Annotated in this window: 18 protein-coding genes, 1 tRNA gene and 1 pseudogene; 5 read left to right on the top strand and 15 right to left on the bottom strand. The window is 64.3% G+C overall.

Annotated features, from left to right (window positions below):
• Positions 1 to 31: 31 nt before the first annotated feature.
• On the bottom strand, positions 32 to 1057 hold the full coding sequence (locus LMQ14_RS23770; protein ID WP_267732077.1) for an NAD(P)H-dependent glycerol-3-phosphate dehydrogenase: 1026 nt from the start codon (positions 1055 to 1057) through the stop codon (positions 32 to 34).
• A gap of 239 nt (positions 1058 to 1296) precedes the next feature.
• Here LMQ14_RS23770 and LMQ14_RS23765 point away from each other — a divergent pair, with 239 nt between their 5' ends.
• On the top strand, positions 1297 to 2730 hold the full coding sequence (locus tag LMQ14_RS23765; RefSeq protein ID WP_267732076.1) for a trypsin-like peptidase domain-containing protein: 1434 nt from the start codon (positions 1297 to 1299) through the stop codon (positions 2728 to 2730).
• On the opposite strand, the gene LMQ14_RS23760 is transcribed toward LMQ14_RS23765, so the two are convergent.
• The 3 genes from LMQ14_RS23760 to LMQ14_RS23750 form a co-directional block, all read right to left on the bottom strand.
• A complete protein-coding gene (locus LMQ14_RS23760) occupies positions 2727 to 4238 on the bottom strand; it encodes a flavin-containing monooxygenase (protein WP_267732075.1) in 1512 nt (503 codons plus the stop codon). The two genes, LMQ14_RS23765 and LMQ14_RS23760, sit on opposite strands and share 4 nt — an antisense overlap.
• 83 nt (positions 4239 to 4321) lie before the next feature.
• Complete coding sequence (locus LMQ14_RS23755) at positions 4322 to 4822, bottom strand: DinB family protein (protein ID WP_267732074.1); 501 nt, start codon at positions 4820 to 4822, stop codon at positions 4322 to 4324.
• Between the two features lie 23 nt (positions 4823 to 4845).
• Positions 4846 to 5337 (bottom strand): YajQ family cyclic di-GMP-binding protein, encoded by a 492-nt coding sequence (locus tag LMQ14_RS23750; RefSeq protein WP_267732073.1) that lies wholly within the window; start codon positions 5335 to 5337, stop codon positions 4846 to 4848.
• Between the two features lie 69 nt (positions 5338 to 5406).
• Here LMQ14_RS23750 and LMQ14_RS23745 point away from each other — a divergent pair.
• Positions 5407 to 5492, top strand: a tRNA-Tyr gene (locus LMQ14_RS23745).
• A gap of 160 nt (positions 5493 to 5652) precedes the next feature.
• Positions 5653 to 6174 (top strand): OsmC family protein, encoded by a 522-nt coding sequence (locus tag LMQ14_RS23740; RefSeq protein ID WP_267732072.1) that lies wholly within the window; start codon positions 5653 to 5655, stop codon positions 6172 to 6174.
• A 5-nt stretch (positions 6175 to 6179) separates the two neighbouring features.
• Here LMQ14_RS23740 and LMQ14_RS23735 read toward each other — a convergent pair whose 3' ends face one another.
• The 4 genes from LMQ14_RS23735 to LMQ14_RS23720 form a co-directional block, all read right to left on the bottom strand.
• Positions 6180 to 7178: a zinc-binding dehydrogenase gene (locus LMQ14_RS23735; RefSeq protein WP_267732071.1), complete on the bottom strand. Its 999-nt coding sequence runs from the start codon at positions 7176 to 7178 to the stop codon at positions 6180 to 6182.
• A 171-nt stretch (positions 7179 to 7349) separates the two neighbouring features.
• On the bottom strand, positions 7350 to 8294 hold the full coding sequence (locus LMQ14_RS23730) for an aldo/keto reductase (RefSeq protein WP_267732070.1): 945 nt from the start codon (positions 8292 to 8294) through the stop codon (positions 7350 to 7352).
• Between the two features lie 15 nt (positions 8295 to 8309).
• Positions 8310 to 9047, bottom strand: coding sequence for a cysteine hydrolase (locus tag LMQ14_RS23725; protein WP_267732069.1), 738 nt, complete (start codon positions 9045 to 9047; stop codon positions 8310 to 8312).
• Positions 9048 to 9143: 96 nt separating this feature from the next.
• Positions 9144 to 9734, bottom strand: coding sequence for a TetR/AcrR family transcriptional regulator (locus tag LMQ14_RS23720; protein WP_267732068.1), 591 nt, complete (start codon positions 9732 to 9734; stop codon positions 9144 to 9146).
• A 575-nt stretch (positions 9735 to 10309) separates the two neighbouring features.
• Between LMQ14_RS23720 and LMQ14_RS23715 the strand changes: the two genes are divergently transcribed.
• The gene (locus LMQ14_RS23715) at positions 10310 to 11179 is read left to right on the top strand and encodes an FkbM family methyltransferase (protein ID WP_267732067.1); all 870 of its coding nucleotides are present in this window, start codon (positions 10310 to 10312) and stop codon (positions 11177 to 11179) included.
• Between the two features lie 6 nt (positions 11180 to 11185).
• Here LMQ14_RS23715 and LMQ14_RS23710 read toward each other — a convergent pair whose 3' ends face one another.
• From LMQ14_RS23710 to LMQ14_RS23690, 5 genes are all read right to left on the bottom strand, one after another.
• Positions 11186 to 13171, bottom strand: a complete 1986-nt coding sequence (locus LMQ14_RS23710) for a molybdopterin-containing oxidoreductase family protein (protein ID WP_267732066.1) — start codon at positions 13169 to 13171, stop codon at positions 11186 to 11188.
• Between the two features lie 105 nt (positions 13172 to 13276).
• Positions 13277 to 14614, bottom strand: a complete 1338-nt coding sequence (locus LMQ14_RS23705; RefSeq protein WP_267732065.1) for a hypothetical protein — start codon at positions 14612 to 14614, stop codon at positions 13277 to 13279.
• A 91-nt stretch (positions 14615 to 14705) separates the two neighbouring features.
• Positions 14706 to 15680 carry a DUF1254 domain-containing protein gene (locus LMQ14_RS23700; RefSeq protein ID WP_267732064.1) on the bottom strand — a complete coding sequence of 325 codons (975 nt, stop codon included), beginning with the start codon at positions 15678 to 15680 and terminating at the stop codon, positions 14706 to 14708.
• A 10-nt stretch (positions 15681 to 15690) separates the two neighbouring features.
• Complete coding sequence (locus LMQ14_RS23695; RefSeq protein WP_420714562.1) at positions 15691 to 16116, bottom strand: lipocalin-like domain-containing protein; 426 nt, start codon at positions 16114 to 16116, stop codon at positions 15691 to 15693.
• Between the two features lie 37 nt (positions 16117 to 16153).
• Complete coding sequence (locus LMQ14_RS23690) at positions 16154 to 17389, bottom strand: cytochrome P450 (protein WP_267732062.1); 1236 nt, start codon at positions 17387 to 17389, stop codon at positions 16154 to 16156.
• A 185-nt stretch (positions 17390 to 17574) separates the two neighbouring features.
• Here LMQ14_RS23690 and LMQ14_RS23685 point away from each other — a divergent pair, with 185 nt between their 5' ends.
• Positions 17575 to 18363: an adenylate/guanylate cyclase domain-containing protein gene (locus LMQ14_RS23685; protein ID WP_267732061.1), complete on the top strand. Its 789-nt coding sequence runs from the start codon at positions 17575 to 17577 to the stop codon at positions 18361 to 18363.
• Here LMQ14_RS23685 and LMQ14_RS23680 read toward each other — a convergent pair.
• Positions 18345 to 19592 (bottom strand): cytochrome P450, encoded by a 1248-nt coding sequence (locus LMQ14_RS23680; protein WP_267735652.1) that lies wholly within the window; start codon positions 19590 to 19592, stop codon positions 18345 to 18347. The genes LMQ14_RS23685 and LMQ14_RS23680 overlap by 19 nt on opposite strands.
• Before the next feature lie 84 nt (positions 19593 to 19676).
• Positions 19677 to 20440 (bottom strand): annotated as a pseudogene (locus LMQ14_RS23675) (SDR family oxidoreductase).
• Between the last annotated feature and the right edge of the window lie 48 nt (positions 20441 to 20488).

Below are 20488 nucleotides of genomic sequence, written 5' to 3'. Positions count from 1 at the left end.
TGCGCAGCGGCTTAGGGCTATTCGGGCTCGGCTAGAAGCCGGAACCGTGTACCTCGTGTCCGGGGACCTCGGCGATCAGGCCGCTGTAAGCCTGCTCGACCGACGAGCCGTGGTTGATCACGCCGTCGACTTCGCGCGCGATCGGCATGCTCAGCCCGCATTCGTTGGCGAACTCCATGATCACGCTGGCGGCCTTCACGCCCTCGGCCACCTGATTCATCGACGCGATGATCTCGTCGATCGACTTGCCCGAGCCGAGTTGTTCACCAACGTGGCGGTTGCGGCTGCGCTGGCTGGTACACGTGACGATCAGGTCGCCCAGGCCGGCCAGTCCGGGAAAGGTTTCCGGGTCTCCGCCCAGCGCCACGCCCAGCTTCGTCATCTCGCGTAGCGCCCGGGCGATGACCAGCGCACGGGTGTTCTCGCCGATGCCCAGCGAGTAACCCATCCCGACGGCAATCGCGTAGACGTTCTTGAGCGCGCCCGCCATCTCGACACCGACGACGTCGTCGCTGGTGTACACCCGGAAGCGCCGGGTGCGGAACAACGCCGCCAGCCGGGTGGCCAGATGCTGGTCGGGCATCGCCAGCACGGCCGCGGCGGCATAGCCCTCGCCCACCTCGCGGGCAATGTTCGGTCCCGCCAGGATGCCCGCCGGATGACCGGGCAGTACCTCCTCGATGATCTGCGACATCCGCATATTGGTGCCCTGCTCGAGCCCCTTGACCAGCGACACCACCGGCACCCAGGGTCGCAATTCCTTACCGAGTTCGGTGAGCACACCGCGGAAACCGTGCGAGGGCACACCCATGATGACGACGTCGGCGCAGTTGGCGGCCTCCGCGAAATCATTGGTGGCGCGCAGCGTGTCGCTCAGTTCGACGTCATCGCCCAGGTAGCGCGAGTTGCGGTGATTCTCGTTGATGTCCTTTGCGGTCTCTTCGGAGCGCACCCACTGCAGCGTCGGTCCTCGGCGTGCGCAGATGGAGGCCACCGTGGTTCCCCAGGAACCACCGCCAAGGACAACGACTTTGGGTTCGCGCTTCTCGCCTGCCATGAAGCTCAGCGTATTGCCGAAACCTCACATTTAGTAGCAGTTCACTCGGAGTGGGCCTGGCCGCCGCCGGATGAAGTCCAAACCAACGACCTCCGAGGATGGGACTTCGGCCCCTACCCGATCGCACCCTTGGCGCCGGATCGTCAAGGTCAGCGCTTCATCGAGGAGGAATCATGTCCCGACGAGCGAGCCGGGCGAGAAATCGGTCAGTCCCTCGCAGCGGCCGAGCGTTCGCGTTGGTGTTGACGGCCGGTGTGGCGGTGTTGGTTGGCGCGCCGGGCGCCGCGGTCGCCGATGGCGGCCGGCCCCAAGCCAACCCGGAGGAAAGGGCGGCAGCCCTGATACGGCCCGCCGTGGTCTATCTGGCCGCCCAAACTTCAGGTCGCGTGCGGCTGCCCGACGGGCAGCTGCTGTCTGAATTTGGACCGGGCTTGGATCTTCCCTTCGAGGCCACCTGGTCGTGCACCGGTTTCGTGGTCAACCCCGACGGTTGGGTGGCGACCGCGGGGCACTGTGTTGATCCGGAGACCGCGAAAGATGCCATCGCCAAGAGCGCCGCGAGCGCCTATATCGATCAGTTTCCGGAAGCGTCCACCGGCCAGGACCCCGTCGCGACGGCAGATTATCTTCGGAAGAACGCACGGTTCGAGGGCAACAGCCCCGACCGGGGTCCCGAGGTCGGCGTCACGCTGTTCTACGGCACGGGTACAAAGCTCGCCGGCAAGCTGCCTGCCAATGTGGTGGATTTCCGGCCCCTCAGCAAGGGGGACGTCGCGCTGCTGAAGGTGGAACAGCACAACATGCCGTCATCCGTGCTGGCTGGCGACGGTGATGTCAGCATCGGCACGCCGGTTCTCGCGGTGGGTTTCCCGGAAACCACCCAGCGGGTTACCGGTCCGTCGTTGGATCCAACGAATAAGAGCGGCAAGGTGAACAAGAAGTCGACCATCCGGACCATGCCGGAGTATGAAATCGACGCCGCGGTCTCGGAAGGCATGAGCGGGGGCCCGACGATTGCTTTGGACGGCAATGTGATCGGCGTTAACAGCTTCGGCCCCGTCGGCGAACCGCAACCGTTCAACTTCATCACACCGGCGGATCGTCTCGCGGTGATACTGGCCGGCAAGGCCGTGAAGCCGATGCTCGGTCCCGCCGACTTGTACTACCGCAAGGGCCTCAGTAGCTACTACTCCGGCCACTACAGCGATGCGATCAAGAACTTCGACCAGGCCGCGGCGCTGTCGCCGGACTATCCCGGACTAGCCGAGTTGAAGACGAGTGCCGCCAATCTGCGGCAGCGGTACGGTGATGTCTCGGTGTTCCATGACTCAAACCTGTTGTGGTACATCGTAAGCGGGAGCCTAATGGTGCTTATCATCATCGGCGGCTGGGTGGCGTTCATGGTGCTCAAGAGTCGTCGGCAGCGTCTCGGCGAAGCCGAAACCGCCGGTTTGCCGGAGGTTTCCGGCGGGCCGGAACCCGTCAGCGGCTTTGCCGGCGAGCGTGCTTTCCCGGCGATCGAGCCTCATTATTGTGCCAGTTGCGGAGCGGAACACCACCCCGCGGAAAAGTTCTGTCCCAACTGTGGCAAGCACATTGCTCTTCGAGAACCTGCGCGGGAATCGGGTCAAAATATCGTGACGCTCAAACCCTTGAACGAGGATTCGGCCTAGCCCGCCACCGGGGCCCGGTCGGCAACCCGGCCGAACTCCATTGCCTCCTCGATGCGGTCGAATCGGTAATCGAGGGCGTCGGCGAGGTAGTTCTGTCGCACGTTCCACGGCCGCTTGGTGCCCGACTTGGGCAGTTGGTGCGCCGAGCGCTTCACGTATCCGGCGTTGATGTCCCAGGACGGCTTCTCGGCCATCGGCTCGTCGCCCAGGTGCGGGTAGGCGTGGGTATAGCCGTGAGAAGCCATGTGCGCCATGAGTTTTGCGGTGGCGCGTGCCGTGATGTCTGCCCGCAGTGTCCATGACGCGTTGGTGTAGCCCACGCACCAGAACAGGTTCGGCACGTCTTCGAGCATGTGCGCCTTGTAGACGAAACGCTCACGGTGATCGACCTTTTCGCCGTCCAGGCTGATCGAGGCCCCGCCCAGTGCCTGCAGCTGCAGGCCGGTGGCAGTGACGATGATGTCGGCGTCGAGGTGCGCGCCGGACTTCAGCGCGATACCGGTGGCGTCGAAATGGTCGATCTGATCGGTGACGACGTCGGCGCGGCCCGCGGTGATCGAGTTGTATAGGTCAGCGTCGGGGATCATGCACATCCGCTGGTCCCACGGGTTGTATCGCGGTTTGAAGTGGACGTCGACCTCGTACCCGTCGGGCAGGCTGTCGATCGCCTTGCGCCGCAGCAGCGACTTGATCAAGCCGGGCAACTTGCGGGACAAGAAGAAGAACACGGCCTCGGTCAAGGCGGTGTACGCCCGGATGGCCAAATGAGAAGCCTTGCGGGGCAACAGGGCACGAATGGCATCGTCGAGCTTTCGGTACTTCGACGCCGAGACCAGATAGGTCGGCGAGCGCTGCAGCATCGTCACTTTCGCGGCCTGGTCCGACAGCGACGGGAGCAGGGTGACCGCGGTGGCACCACTGCCGATCACCACGATCTTCTTGCCGGTGTAGTCGAGGTCTTCGGGCCAGTGCTGGGGATGCACGACGGTGCCGCCGAACCCTTCGATGCCGGGAAACTCCGGGGTGTAGCCCTCGTCGTAGTTGTAGTAGCCGGAGGCGAAAAACACGAACCGGCTGCGGTAAACCGTGCTGGAGCCGCCTTGATCGACGGTGATCGTCCAGGTATCGGTGGACGAATCCCAGTCCGCGGAACGGACATAGCTGTTGAACTGGATGTGGCGATCGATGCCGTACTTGTGCGCGGTGGCCGCCAGGTACTCGCGGATGTGCTCGCCGTCGGCGACGCCTTCCTTGCGGGTCCAGGGCTCGAAGGGAAAGGACAGCGTGAAGATGCTGCTGTCCGAGCGCACGCCGGGATAGCGGAACAGGTCCCAGGTGCCGCCAATCTGCTCGCGCCGCTCCAGGACTGCGTACGTCAGATGGGGATTGCGTTCGGCGATCCGATAGGCCGCGCCGATGCCGGAGATCCCGGCACCGACGATGACGACGTCGAAGTAGCCGGCCTTGGCCGGTGGCTGGCCAGTGGCTTCCTGGGGAGTCACGGTCATCGTGAACCTCGCTTGCGGTGTGGGACTCGTCACTACATTAGGCACCGACCGGTTGGTGGGGCTAGCAGGTCGGACAAATCCGCCTACTGCACCTGGCGCGTGATGTCGCCCAGGTGATGCTGCGCCTCGTGCAGGGTATGCACCGCTAACCACCGCAACGACCTCTCGGTGGTTTCCGGGAAGTGGTAGACGACGGTGCGGTTCCAGTCGTCGGCGGACAAGCGGCTCAGGACGTTGCCGAACATCATTGCGGCATCGGCGAGTTGGCGGGCCACGTCGGCAGGCTCCTGATCGGCATAACCGTCGTGGACGACCCGCTCGTCGCGTCCCATCGCCGTGCAGTCGGGCCGATCCACGCGAAGCGCCGCGAGCACGCGCTCACGCTGGACAAGCAGCATGTCGCGCAGATGGCAGCGGTACTCCAGCGGAGACCACACCGTCGGTTGGCGCCTGGATCGCAGATCCGCGTCACGGCTACCCAAGATGCGCGCAGCCGCACCGACCCGCTCGTTGATGGCCATGCCCGCGGTCGGAGCCTGGCCGAGGTCGTAGACGAAACCGCACTGCGCACACTCATCCGTCATCGCGGTGTGCCGGGAGGCGCGAGCTAGCGGTAGTTGACGAACTGCACTGCCACATCCAGGTCGGCGCCGCGCAGCAGCGCCTGGACGGCCTGCAGGTCGTCGCGCTTTTTGCTACTGACCCGAATTTCGTCGCCCTGGATCTGGGACTTCACGCCCTTGGGTCCCTCGTCGCGGATGAGCTTGGTGATCTTCTTCGCGTTCTCGCTGTCGATGCCCTGCTTGAGGGTGCCGTTGACTTTGAAGGTCTTGCCGGAGGCCTGCGGCTCGCCGGCGTCGAAGGCCTTCATTGAGATGTCGCGCCGGATCAGCTTCTCCTTGAACACGTCGACGGCGGCCTTGATGCGCTCCTCGGTGGAGGACGTCAGCTCGACGCCCTCGTCGCCCTTCCACGCGATCGTGGTGTCGGTGCCGCGGAAGTCGAAGCGGGTGGCCAACTCCTTGGCGGCCTGGTTAAGCGCGTTGTCGACCTCTTGCCGATCGAACTTGCTGACGATGTCGAACGATGAGTCCGCCATGCGAACGCCCTTCCTCGTTGCTCCTAGCCGTTTGTGAATTGTCTACCCGCTCGTTGTACCCTGCTAGGCGGCAGGTTGCCCGAGCGGCCAATGGGAGCGGACTGTAAATCCGTCGGCTAACGCCTACACTGGTTCGAATCCAGTACCTGCCACCACAGGTCAGAGGCTATTTTTGGTCGCTGGCAAGGGGTTTGAGATCCGCCGGTTCTGTCGAGTTCACAAATCACTGCGCTCAATACTGTTGGCCCTCAGCGGCGGGCCGGGGATATTTAGCGATTGGCCCACTCCGTGGTCGTGCGGAGAAATGGAGAACTCATGACTGCCGACACAGACTTGCCGCTCAACGCGGTCGACATCAGAGCCGTCGGCGATCTGGTCGAGGGCGTCCGAGCCGACCCGGGCAAGGCACGCACGACCTGGGCAGCGCACGTGACGTGGAACGGTGGGTTTACGTCGTCGTCGCGCGTGCGCCAATTCGCTGCCGTGCCCTCGGATGAACCCGCTGTGCTGGGCGGAGGCGACAGCGCCCCAAATCCGGTCGAGCAGCTCCTCGCCGCGTTGGGCAACTGCCTGGCGGTCGGCTATGCGGCGAACGCCACGGTCGCTGGTATCCAGATCAAGAACTTGCAGATCGACGTGAGGGGTGACATCGATCTGTCCGTGTTTCTGGGCGTCAAGGAAGGCCACGCAGGATTCGAGTCGATAACCGCCACTGTCCGAATCGACACCGACGGCTCCCCCGAACAGCTCGAAGATTTGCACACCAGAGTGGTGGCCAGCTCGCCAGTGGGCCACACCTTGAGCAACCCAGTGCGCCTTGACGTCGTCCTGGCCTAGCCGGCTCAGTCGATTTCGGCGATGATCTTGCCCAGGACTTTTCGTCCGCCCAGTCGCGTCAGCGCTTCGGGGATGTCGTTGAACGACACCGTTTCACCGACCGTGTGCGCGATGGCGCCGGCGTCGATCAATTCGCCGAGGCCGTGCAGGATCCCTTCTAGATGCGCACGGCTGTAGCCCGCCGCAAGCACACCGACCAGCGTCGTATTGGTCATGACCATCATGGGGACGTCGGGGGTCGGCCACGCACCACTGGCGAAACCGACCGCCAGATGCCGGCCGTCGCGAGCCAGGGCGCCCATGGCTGCGGTGCCCTGCGCACCGCCGACCGGATCGAAGATCACGTCGAGACCGGCCCAGTCGGTCGCTTCGCGCAGCGCATGCGCGAGTGCTGTTCCGTCAGAGGTGGTTTCGCCGTCGGCAACGACGACGCGGTCCGCGCCCAGCGACCGGCAGAATTCGGCCCTCTTCTCGTCGCTGACGACGGCAAGCACCTCCGCGCCCCGGGCCTTGCCCAGTTGGACCGCCGCGATTCCGCTGCCGCCCGCGGCGCCGAGCACGGCCAGGCGTTGTCCCGCCTTGAGTCCGCCGCGATCGACCAGGCCGATCCATGCCGTCATGTTGGGGATCCAGAATCCCGCCGCGACGGTGTCGTCCATGCCCGCGGGAACCCGGAAAACGTTGCTCGCGTGTGCAAGAGCCTCGGCGGCGAAGGATCCGTTGCCGCTGACGAAGTCACTGACACCCAGCACACGGGTGCCGAGTGCGATATCGACGCCCGCCCCTACCGCGGTAACGATGCCGACCAACTCCTGCCCGGGGGTAAAGGGCAACGGGGGTGTCAGTGGGTAGGTGCCACGACACATCAGTACGTCGGGTAGTCCGAGGCCGGCCGCCGCGACGTGGATTCTTACTTGCTCGGGGCCCGGGACCGGTACCTCCCGGTCTACTTGGCGTAAGACATCGGTCGGCTCACCGCTTCCGTGGACCTGCCAAGCTTTCACGTTCTCTCCTTAGCCGCAGACCGCCGGCGCTTGTAAATCACATAATGATCACACCGTAATTTCGCGGCTGGGAAGGGTCGGCCGTGACCGCCCATGTCGCTCAGTATCGACTGTCTCCGGGCTGCCCTGAGAGGGCCTCGAGCGCCGTCCGGGCATCGCGAGTGCGGCCGCTCAACGTCCCGTTGGCACCTCCGCAAAACCCGGCACGCCGGCGTCCGCAACGGAATTGAATCGAATGCGAGTGTCGAGCCGCTCGTTGATCTCGTCGATCGCGCTCTGGGGTAGCGCGGTGACATCGAAGTTCTCGCGTATGCGTGACGGGGTAACAGATCCCGTCAGCACCGCGCTGCCGCGCTGAATCCCCCAGGCCAGCAACACTTGCGCGGGAGTCTTGCCGTAACGCCGAGCGATATCGACGATCAGCGGATCGTCGAGCAGTCGCGGCTCCAGCGCATGCCCCAGCGACGCGAAGGCCAACAGGATGATGCCGTCGGTCTTGCACAGCTCACGCAATTCCCATTGCGGGTGATACGGATGCGACTCCACTTCGACGACGGCCGGCTTGATTCGGGCGGCGTCGAGGATCTGTCGGGTGCCGTCTACGTCGATGTCGGACAGGCCGATCGCGCGGGTAAGTCCCTCGTCGACAAGCGCCTCCATCGCGGCCCAAGTCTGCGCTAGCGTGACGCCGTCGTCGTAGATGACGGCTCCGTGCGCGTCGCGGGGGTCTTGGTCCTCGCCGGGCGCGAAGGCGAACGGTGTGTGCACCAGATAGAGATCGACGGCGTCGAGTCCCAATCTGTGCAGGCCGGCCTGCAGCGCGGGCCGGACCCGTTCGGGTCGGTGGTTGTTGTTCCATAGCTTGGTCGTGACAAACAGGTCCTCACGGCGGACCGTGCCGGCGGCGAACAACTCCTTGAGCGCGGCGCCGACTTCGGCTTCGTTGCGATACCGTTCGGCGGCATCGAGGTGACGGAAACCCACCTCGACCGCGGCTTTGACGGCCTCGCGCGTCTTGCGGTTATCGGAAAGCGACGTCCCAAACCCGAGTGCAGGGATCTCGCGACCATTGTTCAACGCGAATTTGTGCTGATACAGCTTCTCGATTGTTTCCATGTTGTTCGGCCTCCTTTAGAGTTGACGCGAAAGTTGTTCGGCGCCAATGGCTTTCTTGAGCTGATCGACTGCCTCGGCCGTGGTCCAGACGGCGCTGGCGAGGAATCGGAAGTTCACCAGCGCGGCCAGATAGCCGTCGCCTTCGGGTAAGCGTGGGCCGGCGGTGGCATCTTTGACGACGGCGACCTCGAAGCCCTGCTCGATGAGTTCGCGCAGGTGGCCTTCGACGCAGAGGTTGGCGGCCATTCCCGCCAGGACCACCTGGTTGATGCCGCGCTTGCGCAACTGGAGCACGAGGTCGTTCGACTCCGGGCCGACGATTTTGTGCGGAGAGGCGATCACGGTTCGTCCGTCGTGGATGTGGTGCTGGTATTCCGGCAGGAAATCGGCACCGGAGCCGGCGAATCCGTCCGTCGTGTAGGGGCCCCGGCGGTCAAACATGCCGACGGTACTCATGAACTGTTCGAGCGGATCACTGAAGTGCCACTGGCTGTCGGTCGGATAGAAGTGGTGCGGTGATATCGCGACGGTGATGCCCGCGCGCTTCGCGGCGTCGAACAGTTCCCCGATGTGCGCGACGGTGTTGTTGTCGCGGACACTGTCACCGAACACCGACCACGAAACCCCTTCGGGGCTAAGGAAATCGATCTGTGGATCGGTGACGACGAGCGCGGCGTGCTGATGATCGAGCTCGAAGGTGGAGCTCGGCAGCCCGGGGTTTTGCGGTTCGGCATACCTGGACAGATCGGTCATCGCGGTCATCCCTTACGCTCGTAGTAACACCACAATAGATGACCAGTCGTCTATAAATCAAGAGGTATCGGCGCGGGTGTTCTGATCGTCACAAAATCACCCCAGAAGTGCCGGCACGGTGATCGTTTCGAACCGTTCATACGGGTCACGGCTGCGGGTCACCTTCCCGCGCAGGGCCGCGCCCTCCCACGATTCGATCAGCAGGGACGCGAGTTCGGCGGCATCGACGTCCTTTCGGATGTCGCCGGAGCCGTCCTGGCCGGAACGCACGCACGCCGTCAAGGCCGTGTCCCAGCGCTGAAGAATGCGGGCAAGCTCGGCGCGTACCGGTTCGCTGGAACCGGCCAGCTCGAGCGACAGGTTGCCGACCAGGCAGCCGAGCAGAAACTCGCCCGACTCGTGTTCGTCGGCGAGCGCATGGAAGAAGCGTGTGATTCGCCGCTGTGCCAGTTCGTCCGCGTCAAGGATGGGCAGCAGCCGTGCTTCGATGTCGGACCAGTAGTGGCCGAGGATCGCCGCGGCGAATGCCTCTTTGCTCGAAAAGTAGGCGTAGAACGAACCTTTCGGCACACCGGCTGCGTCGGTGATGTCTTTGACGCCACTGGCGGCGAAGCCGCGCGCATGTATGAGTTCGAGTCCCGCCGCGAGCAGGCGCCGGCGCACGTCGGGGTTCGGCGGCCGTGGCATGCTATCGATATTAGCCGACCGGTCACCTATTCACGGACGGTTAGGGGCTTAGCAGCGTGCGCCGGGGCCGTCCACCACCAAACCCGAGCAGCCGCTGCGGCACCGGATTCGATGGATGATCCGTCCGACCGTGTCTCCCCGAGAGGAGTACTGGTACCAGACCAGGGCGTCCGCCAGGCCCTGGCATTTACGGCATTTGTCGGTTTCACGTTTGTACATTGGCGTCCTCCATCTTGAGGAGCGAGGGGAATCGTTCAACGCTGGGCGACTTGAATTTAAATTACATCAGCGTTATTGCTGTGTCGCTTTCCCGCGCCGAGAGTTTTTCAACTGTAAACGCTAGGCGACATCGTTGCAGCTCAGCTGCAACATAATTGATACATAACTCGTCGAAATGCGTTGCGCACAGTCAAGCTCCGTCGATTGCCGGGGGGCCGCGTCCTCCGCCCGCATTGCGGCCTCCACAACGTCATGGCGGCTTAATCATATTGTGGCCCAGTGGTATTGGCTGTTGTGGAGCACTGAGTGCTGTTTCGTCGAGACGGAATAACGCCGAAGGCTGATACTTTGACCCTGTGGTTGCGGCGGACCTTCCCGATGGCACGAGCAAGATCGCGGCGTTCTGGAACCTTATCGCCCCGCAACGACTCACCGAGGTTGTTGACGTCGGTGCCAATCCGATCGATACCGAGCCGCCTTACACGTCCATGCTTGCCGCGGGGCTATGTCGTGTGACGGGGTTCGAGCCTCAGCTCGAGGCGCTGCAGACGCTGCAACAAAACCAAGGCCTACACGAGCGCTATCTGCCGTATGTGGTGGGCGATGGCGGTGCGCACACGCTCAACGTGTGTCGCGGATCCGGGTTCACCAGCCTGTTCGAACTGGACCCGGCGGCGCTGGATGTTTTCGAATACATCAAGCTGCCCGGGGAAGTGGTCGAACGCATACCCGTGCAATCCCGCAGGCTCGATGACATCGCCGAGATTGAACACGTCGACTTACTGAAGATCGACGTTCAAGGAGGCGAACTCGCGGTATTTCAAGGCGGCACAGCCAGACTCGCCAAAGCGGCCGCAATTCAGACCGAGGTTTCGTTCGTGACGCTGTACAAGGATCAGCCGACGCTGGGCGACATCGACTCTGAGCTGCGCAGCCAGGGATTCCTTCCGCACTGCTTCCCCGAGGTCAAGCTCTGGCCGATTTCGCCGTTCGTGGATCCGCGCCAGCCCACCAACCAGGTTCTGGAGGCCGACCTTGTCTATGTGCGCGACTTCACCCACCCGGACTCGATGAGCACCGAGCAACTCAAGCAGCTGGCCCTGATCGCGCACTACTGCTATCGATCGTTCGACCTGGCATTGCGCTGCGCGCTGCTGCTGGAATACCGGCTAGCGGTCGAGCCAGGGATCCAGCAACGCTATCTGGACATTTTGGCGGCCGGCTGATTGCGGTCAGGCCGGATGCAGGCTGACGGCGATGCCGGAGTAGCGGACCATGCCGGTCACCACGTCGATGTCGTCCTTGTTGGTCAGGCGATTGACGTTGGCCTCGTGGTGGCCATGCGGAATCGACACCGCCCCGCGCCGCATCGCGTCGTCGACCTTCGCGATGCCGGTCAGCTCTCCGCTGGCGCTGCGTACCGTCACACGCCCGCCGCTGACGACGCCCGCGGCGGCGCCGTCCTCGGGGTTGATCAGGATCTCCGGCCCCTCGCCGAGAAAGTCGAGCTGCCCGTTCAGCTTTCGGCGCTGACGGCGCGGCACCATCACCAACGGCGGGGGTGGCTCGAGAGCGGCGAGTTGATCGACGAGCAGCGGCGGGGCCAGCCGCCAGCCGCCCATGCGCCCGATGTGGTCCTCGACCCACGCCGCCGGCAGCTCGCGGGGCACCTCCGCCCAACCCGTTGCGGCCACTTCGTCGTATTTGGCGCGGGCGCCGGCCAGCAGCACGGAGATCACGTCGTCGTCGGTGCTGCTGTCCGGGTCTCCGAGACTGCTGAGGTCGTGGCCGAGCCGCTTGCCGATTTCGGCGAACACCCACCACATCGATCGCCGCTCACCGACCGGCTCGACGACCGCGGAACTGTATTGCACGGAGACTTGCGAGCTCAGGATGTCGTGAATGGTGATGTCGGGGCGTTCCAGGGGATCCTTGGTCGGCAGCACGTGGGTGGCCAACTCGGTGGTCTCGTTGTTGATGATCTCGGTGGTGGCGAAGACCTCGAGGTTTTGCAGCGCGGGGATCAGCTTGCCGGTTTCGGGAAACGAGGTGACCAGGCTGCCGCCGACGTTGATCAGGGCCCGGATGTGTCCCGCCGCGATTTCGTCGGGCAGCACCGCGCACGGCCATTCGTTGATGAACGCCTGCGCCTCCGGCCGGCTGCGGGGGCCGGGACCGAAGGATCCCTCGATCGGAGTGATCGGCAGGAGATCACCGAAAGTTTCGAGCTGGTAAGCGAATCCGGGATGGAACCAGGTACCGCCCGGCCGGTTCATCGCGCCGGTGAGAATCATCAGCACCCAGGCCAGCCACTGGGTGACATTGGCGCGCTCGGCGGTCATCGTGACCCCGGTGCCGGTTTCGACCGCGACGCACTTGGCGGCGCGCACCGCCGCGCAAAGCCGCGTCAGCTCCGTCGCCGGGACGTCGGCGAGCGTCGCGGCGTGTTCGAGGGTGAACGGCTCAACCGCGGCAGTCAGCTCGTCGATACCTTGAACCGGCACATCGGTTTTCATGCCGTCGCGCAGAATTTCGCGCACCAAGTAGGCGAGCACCGCGTGGTCGGTACTCGGGCGCGCGGCCAGGTGGCCGGAGGCCAGTCGCGCGGTCTCGGTGCGTCGCGGGTCGATCACCCACACCTGCCCGCGCTTGGCGATGTCGCGCACCGTGCCGGTCGGGTTGGGCATCGAGATGGCGTGGCCATGTGAGACCACCGGGTTGACGCCGACGAGCAACAGAAAATCGCAGCTGTCCAAATCCGTTCGGCCGGACAGGCCCATGAATCCGCCGACCAGGTCGGAGACCAGCGGCTTGGCGGTGCCGTCGATGGTCAGCGGGCTGAACTTCGCCGGCGTGCCGATCGCGGCGTGCAAGGCTTCGGCCATTCGGAAGCCGGCGCTTTCCATGGTGCTGAAGTAGAAGCCGACCGATTCGGGCCCATGCCGGTCGATGATGTCCTTCAGCCGGGTGCCCAGATCGTCGAGACAGGTGTCCCAGGTGGTGTCTTGCAACCGGCCGTCGATCCGAATCCGCGGCCGTTCGAGCCGGTCCGGATGGTGGTGCAACTGCGGCAGTGCCCGGCCCTTCGGGCAGCAGTAACCGTGGGAAAACGGGTGGTCCTGGTCGCCGCGCACGCGGAGGACCTCGTCCCCTTCGACGTCCACGAGAATGCCGCACACAGACGTGCAGATGCGGCAGAAACTGCGCACGGTTTTCATACATCGATAACGTACTCTCGCGATCGGAGAAGCACTATCACTTTTTTGGTAATGGCATTTCCACCGCGTTTATCGGACGCAGGCCGACGGCGCCCGGCCGCAGAGCTAGAACCAGGGGCCGGGGTAGTGGCCTTCCTGGTCTTGCACCATGACGATTTCCTTGCACTCTCCGCCCGCGGTGGTCTCACCCCGACAGACCAGCGTCCATCCCGATATCCGCTCGAAGGGCCGGATGGCCCAGTTCGTTGCGACCGGATCGGGAGCGGGCAAGGCGAGCACCGAGTACGTTCCGCCGATGTTCGTGATGTAGAGGTGGCCGCCGAAGAATGCCATTTTGGCGATCGGCATTTTCTTGGCGTCTTCGCGGTTCTTCAGCAGGTCCCAGTGCTGGGTGCGCAGGTTCCACACTCCGAAGCCGAACTGCGAGTCGGCCGAGTCGCGACCATCGACGAACAGGCTTCCGTCCGACAACGTGGCGGCCAGCCCGCCGCCGGAGATCCGGTCGGAGTCGCCGACCTTGATGATGGCCTTGGAGTTCAGGTCGAGGAACATGGTCGACACGACGGTGGGAGAGTCTCGTCGGGTGATCTTCACCAATTTATCTGGCCCGTCGGATAATTCGGCGTCGACGCTCACTACGTCGTTGTCCTGATAGATCGCCTCACCGGACGGGCGGCGCAGCTCGGCGCCAGAGGTCTTGCCGGGTTGGGTGTTTCGCTGAAACGACAAGACATCCGGCCAGACTCGACCGGGTTGTGGGTCGTTCCACGCCATGGACAGGTCTGTGCCGGAAAGTATCACGGTTCGTGGCGGTGACGCGGTCGCATGTCCGTCGGTGAAGGCGTTGAGCCATGGGGTGCCGGAAGTCGTTGCGCCAAGCCGCCATTGCTTCGGGTCGGTGAATTTCAAGTCAGGAGTCGGTGGTTGCAGTTCTTTCGTCGCCGCGGACTTCCCCGTCCTGAAGTCGAAGGCGTAGCCGGTGGTCTTGGTGACCTCGGGTGCGGGCGCCTGCGCCGGTTCGACGGTCGTCACCACATAGACGACTTTCATGTCGTCCGCCGAGCCCGACAGCGCGCACATCGCTCCGGTGACGTTCTCGCCGGCGGGAATCGTCGGGAGGGGCGGCGCTACATATTGTCCGGTTTTGGTGTCGAATATTTTGGGGCGAATGTCTTCGAGTGCGGATTTGCGGACGGAGAATTCCTCGGGGCAACCGAAGTAAGCCGTTCCGCCGTAGCTTTTCCAGTCTTTCTCCAGTGGGCCGGTTATCGGCGGCGGCGGTGGAGCCGAACTGGTGGTGGTCGTCGGCTCCGAAGTCGAGGTTGTCGGCGCTGCCGCCGGCGGAGATGCCGTCTCCGAGCAGGAGGCAAGGACCAGACAGATTGCCGGCCCGAGCAGGGCAAGCCGGTATCTGGGCACACTTCGGCCCTGGAACCCACGCATCAGAAAACCCCCGTTAACTTCGTGTAACCAAGCAGCGTAGGGCGGGCTCGCTGGGGCCGCGACTCGTGGGGTCTTTCTCACAATCGCGCAATCACGAAAGCGGTTGGGCCTCTGGGAATGTCCACTCGCCATTGAGGATCTTTTCGTGCGGCCGGTAGAGCCGGACCAAATAGTTCCACCCCGGCGTGATCGGCAGGCAGTTCGATATCGCGGCATCGCAGCCGCCGAATTGAATGGTGATTGTGCCGTCGGAGTCGCGGTGCGCGGTGATGTTGTTCAGCGAATAGGAGTGAAGCGAGTTCGGGGTGAAGTAGCCGTCTTTGTTGTAGACGGTGACCGACCAGAACCCGTCCACCGGTACCTCGCCCACGGTGAGCTGGTAGTAGGTGGCGCCGTCATCTTCCGGTGTGTGGAAGGTGAAGTAGAAGGCATCCTTTTCGGGATTGCCGCCCCATGCCACCGCGGAGCCGATCAGGTGGCGCACCGGGTCGACGGCATCCTTCGGGCCGAACATCGCCCTGGAGTCCGGAACTGTGGCGCCCAGCTGAACAAGCGCGTCGCGGACCGCCTTCTGGCTGACCGGGTCCCACTTCGGGACATCGAAGCTGCCCGCATCGGTCTGATGCACTGCCACGGCGTCTTGGAGCGCATGGACCGCACCGAGGTCGGCCTCGTCATTGGGATCGACCAGGATGCGCAGGGCCGCCATCACATACCGGGTCTCGATGCCGTCGCGGTCGAGAGTGTGTTCGCCCTGCCCGTAGAACACCGCCGGCACGTAGTGGTCCTCGCTGATCACCTGCATCGACATGAATCGGCCGCCGGTGTCGGGCAGCGCTATCGTGACCGGCCCGGCGTCGAGGTCGAAGACGCCGGTGGAATACAGCGTGTCGCGGTTTGATCGCACCACCAGCTGCCTGTCCAGCGGCATCAACTCGCGGAGGTGGAGGAACTTGCCGAACCCGCCATCGGCGGCCGCGTTGCCGAAATACAGGTCGGTTTCGGCCCGGACGAAGTTGTCCGGTGAGACCAGCACCGCGCCGTCGGATGTCTTGCGGTCTGTCACTGTTCGGACCCTACGCGGGTGGTCGCCGGCGCGAAACCGGTTGGGCATCTTGACCGGCCGGCGGCCGCCGCCACACCAATGTGCTGCGCGTCGTCCCGCCCGCTTCGTCGGTTCTGGTCGCCGACAGGGTTAACCGGTCGCCGTCGACGCTGGCATGCCGAAACTGTGGTTGCGCCAACAATTCCGGCATCATCGAGACGCTGACGTCGTGGTGCAGCGTCGACGTTTCCTCGTCGACCGAGAATCGCCCGCCGTAGGCGACGTAGCCACTCATGTCAGACTCGGCAAGTTGGGCCGACATGTGACCGTCGGCGGTATAGAGAATCAGACCGCGCGGCGTCGCGCCGAGTGGCTGACGGTCCTCGCCGGTGGTCTCGTCGCGGGCGACGAAGGACACCAACTCCCACGCACCAAGGACGGCATCTCGCAGTGACACGAGTTCCATCCTGACAGTTGGTAATACACGGATGGGGCTATGGTGCAGCTTCGAACTCGATGGGCAATGTTTTCGGGCCGCTCAGGGTCACCATGGGCTTCCAGGGCACCGGTCCGGTGGTGCGCGGGTTCCGCAGCCGTTGGGTGAGCACGGTGAGTGCCTCGGCAATCTCGCGCCTGGCCAGGTTGGCGCCCAGGCAGTAATGGACGCCACCGCCGAACGTCAAGATTGCCGGCGCGCCCTCGCGGGTGATGTCGACGCGGTCGGGGTCGTCATAGACGGATGGATCACGGTTGGCGGCAAGGGTATTCATCAGAACCGCGGTGCCGGCGGGAAAGAGGTACCCATCGATTTCGGCGTCTTCGGTCACCATGCGAAGAGTTCCGCACACGATCGGCGAATGGCGCATCGTCTCCTCGACGGCGGGCATGGCCAGCTCCGGCCGCTCGCTGAGCAACTGCCACTGATCCGGGTGTTCGCAGAGCACCTGCACCGCGGCGGCCACCTGGTTCCGGGTGGTGTCCGTCCCCGCCAGCAGCAGGCCTCCGGCGAGCATGCGCAGCTCGGCGGCGTCGAGGCGATCGCCGTCGTCCTCGGCGCGGATCAGGTCGGAGAGTAGATCCTCGGTGAGGCTATGCCGGCGCCGGGCCACCATGTGGTCGACATAGTCGTCGAGCTCACCCCAGGCACGCATCACGTCCGGCTCGATTTCGCTGACGTCGACGGTGAAGCTGAACGCTTTGAACACCTCGTCGGCCCACACGGAGAATTGCTTCCAGTCTTCGCGGGGAGCGCCAAGCAGCGCGCAGATGATCGGGACGGGGTAGGGGCGCGCGATGTCGGAGACGACATCACACCGGCCGGCGTCGGCCACCCGGTCGACCAGCTCGTTCATCACGTTGGCCATCGTGTCGTGCAGCCGCAGGGTCGCGCGCGGCGTGAAGGCCTTGGACGTCAGACTGCGCAGCCGATGATGCGGGTCCCCTTCGAGGCACAGCAGGCTGTTGACCACCTTGTCCCACAGCGGTCCCGACGTGATGCCCTGCACAAGCAAGTTCAAGCCGGGCGGAATCTGAAACCGGCTATCCCGCAATATCGATCGGACCAGATGGTAGGAGAGGACTTCGGGCCCATACGGTCCCAACGCGATCGGGGCCTGCTGTTGGGCGGCTCGAAGACGGGGATAGACCTCGGCCGGTGTCTCCTCGGCGTCGTACGCGAGCACGGGAAGGTCGGCATCGAAAATGCTTGCGGGAGCTGTGCCTACGGTCATGACGGTCTCCTTAGCGCGGATGCGCCGGGGCGCGGAGCTCGCGGACAACTTTCGAATAATGTATGGCCATGTTGTCCGAGTGTCAACGGGGCGCGTTGCGGAGCAGCGAAATCCGGCGGCGAAATCGGGAGTTTTTGGGGCGGATGCCTCATGCGCCGATGCGGTGCAGGGCCGACCATTGCGGCATGGTTGTCAGCAATTTCGAGCCCAGGACCGCTGCGGTCGCGCCAAACCAGCCGTGGCACAGGCTGTTAACGGAAGGTCATGCGCCGCTGGTGCGGGCACGGCGGGTGTTCCGCTACCTGCCGTCGGCACCGCGTTGCAAGGTGTGCAACAACCCGTTCGGGGGACCGGGCGGACGAGTTTTCGCCGCGGCCGGTTTCAGCCCGTCGCGAAAGAACCCGAATCTGTGCAGTCGCTGTTGTGACGCGCTGCCCCCGGGCGGCGCCGAGGTGGATGTCGCGGTGCTGTTCGCCGACATCCGCGGCTCCACGGCGCTGGGCCAGCGCGGCATCGCCGCGGACTTCGCCGCGCTGCTCAACCGGTTCTACGCTGCCGCGACACAGACGCTGCTGCGACATGATGCGGTGATTGACAAGCTGATCGGCGACGAGGTCATGGCGTTCTTTGTGCCGGGCATCAGCGGGCCGGACTACCGGCGTCGCGCGGTTCTGGCGGGGATGGAGCTGCTCCGAGCCGTCGGGTATGGCGGCGACGAGCGGCCGTGGCTGCCGCTGGGTGTGGCGGTCAACGCGGGAGTCGCCTACGTCGGCAATGTCGGGGCAGCGGTAGTCGATTTCACCGCGCTGGGCGATCCGGTCAACCTGTCCGCCCGGATGCAACAACACGCCGCCGGCGGAGAATTGCTCGTGGCATCCGGAGTCGCCGACGACATGATGGGAACGTCACCGCGGCGGCGGTTGAACCTGCGCGGATACGACCGGCCGATCGAGGCCTACTCCCTAGAGGCGTGACTCTGGTAGTCGACCGGCCAGTGTTTGATGCCGTTGATGAAAGGTGACCGCAGCCGTTGGGGATCTCCCGCGGAAGCCAGGTCGGGCAGGTAGTCGGCGATCGCGTTGAACATGATGTCGATCGTCATGCGCGCCAGGTTGGCGCCGATGCAGTAGTGGGCGCCGGTGCCACCGAATCCCAGGTGTGGGTTCGGACTGCGTAAGACGTTGAACGCGTACGGGTCTTCGAAGACCTCTTCGTCGAAATTGGCGGAACGGTAGAACATCACCACCCGCTGACCCTTCTTGATCGTGACGCCGCCGAGCTCGGTGTCGGTCAGCGCCGCGCGCTGAAACGCCGTGATCGGTGTGGCCCATCGGATGATCTCGTCGGCCGCGGTCTTGGGTCGCTGCTGTTTGAACAGCTCCCACTGGTCGGGGTGATCGGTGAAGGCCATCATCCCCTGCGTGATCGAGTTGCGGGTCGTCTCGTTGCCGGCGATCCCCAGCGTGACCACGAACATCCCGAACTCCGCCTCGGAAAGCCCGTCACCGTCGGCGCCGGCCGCCACCAGCGTCGTGACGATGTCGTCACCCGGATCCTCGGCTTTACGGGCCGCCAATTGCATTGCGTACCACATTAATTCGCCCGCCGAGGTGAGTGCGTCGTAGTCGGCGAACTCCGGGTCGTCGCTTCCGATCATCTTGTTGGACCAGTCGAACAGCTTGCCGCGGTCCTCCGCCGGCACCCCGAGCAGGCCGGCGATGGCCTGCAGCGGCAACTCGCAGGCCACCTGCAGGACGAAGTCGCCCGAGCCTTCTTTCGCGGCCTGTTGCGCGATCTGCCGGGCGCGCTCATTGAGGTCGGCGCGCAGTTGCTCGACGGCGCGCGGGGTGAAGCCGCGGGCGACGATCTTGCGCAGTCGGCTGTGTTCGGGGTCGTCCATCATGATCATCGATGCCCGGCCGGCTTCGATTTGGCCCTGCGCCTGGTCTTCTCGGTAGCGCGGCACGATGGACTTCGTCGCCGACGAGAAGACGTCGCTGCGCAGCGACACCTCGCGGATATCGCGGTGCTTGGTCACCATCCAGTAGCCGCCATCGGCGAACCCGCCCTGATCGAGCGGCTGCTCATTCCACCAGATCGGCGCCGCCCGGCGCAGTTCCGCCAACTCCTGCACCGGTAACCGGTGGGCGTAGATGTCGGGATCGGTGAAGTCGAACCCCGGCGGGAGGTTCGGAGTAGCGATGGATGTGCTCCTCGGGGATTGCGGCTGTGAGGAGATGCTAGCGCTTAGCCGCGGTTGGGCATACACATTAGGGGCAAATGTCGGCTATTTGCCGTGCGGGTCGCTGGCATTGAGCGCCGCGATCACCTTGTCCTGGTCGCCGCGGGCCTCGCCGTGGCGCAGGAATTTGACGCGCTCGACCTGAATCTCTTTGCCGTCGGGTTCGTTTTCCAGCAGCCGCATGACCTCGTCGAGAAATTCGTCGAGTGGCATCGCGGCGTCGTTTTTGCTTTGTCCGGGCATCAGTTCGGTTTGCACGGACGGCGGTACCAGTTCTTTGACTTCGACGCTTGAGTCGGCCAGTTGCAGACGCAGTGACTCGCTGAGCAGGTGAATGGCGGCCTTGGACGCGTTGTAGCTGGGAGTGACCCGCAGCGGCGCGAAGGCCAAGCCCGACGAGACCGTGATGATGGTTGCTGCCGGCTGCTTTTGTAGATGCTCGACGAACGCCGCGATGAGGCGAATGGGCCCGAGCACGTTGGTGGTGATCGTCGCTTCGGCCGTCTCGAGGAACGTGTCGGGGTGATGCCAATCCTCGATCTTCATGATGCCGGCCATCGTGATGATGACGTTGAGGTCGGATGACGCGCCAGCACCTCTTGGGCGGCCGCGCGCACGCTCGCTGCGTCGGCGGTATCGATCTGCACCGTGTCGAGACCGGCATGTTCGGCGGCGATCTGCTCGAGCAACTCGGTCCGGCGGCCTCCGACGATGACGGTGTTGCCCTTGGCCTGCAGCCGTAGTGCCAGTGCCAAACCGATCCCGCTGGTCGAGCCCGGAATGAAGATGGTGTTGCCGGAGATATTCATGCGCGCCCGCCTTTCTGGTGTAGCTAGAGCTTGCCAATTCGGCGGGCA

It is taken from the genome of Mycobacterium sp. Aquia_213, assembly GCF_026625985.1.
In the GTDB taxonomy this organism is placed as follows: Bacteria; Actinomycetota; Actinomycetes; order Mycobacteriales; family Mycobacteriaceae; genus Mycobacterium.
This window is presented reverse-complemented; position numbering and strand designations above follow the sequence as displayed.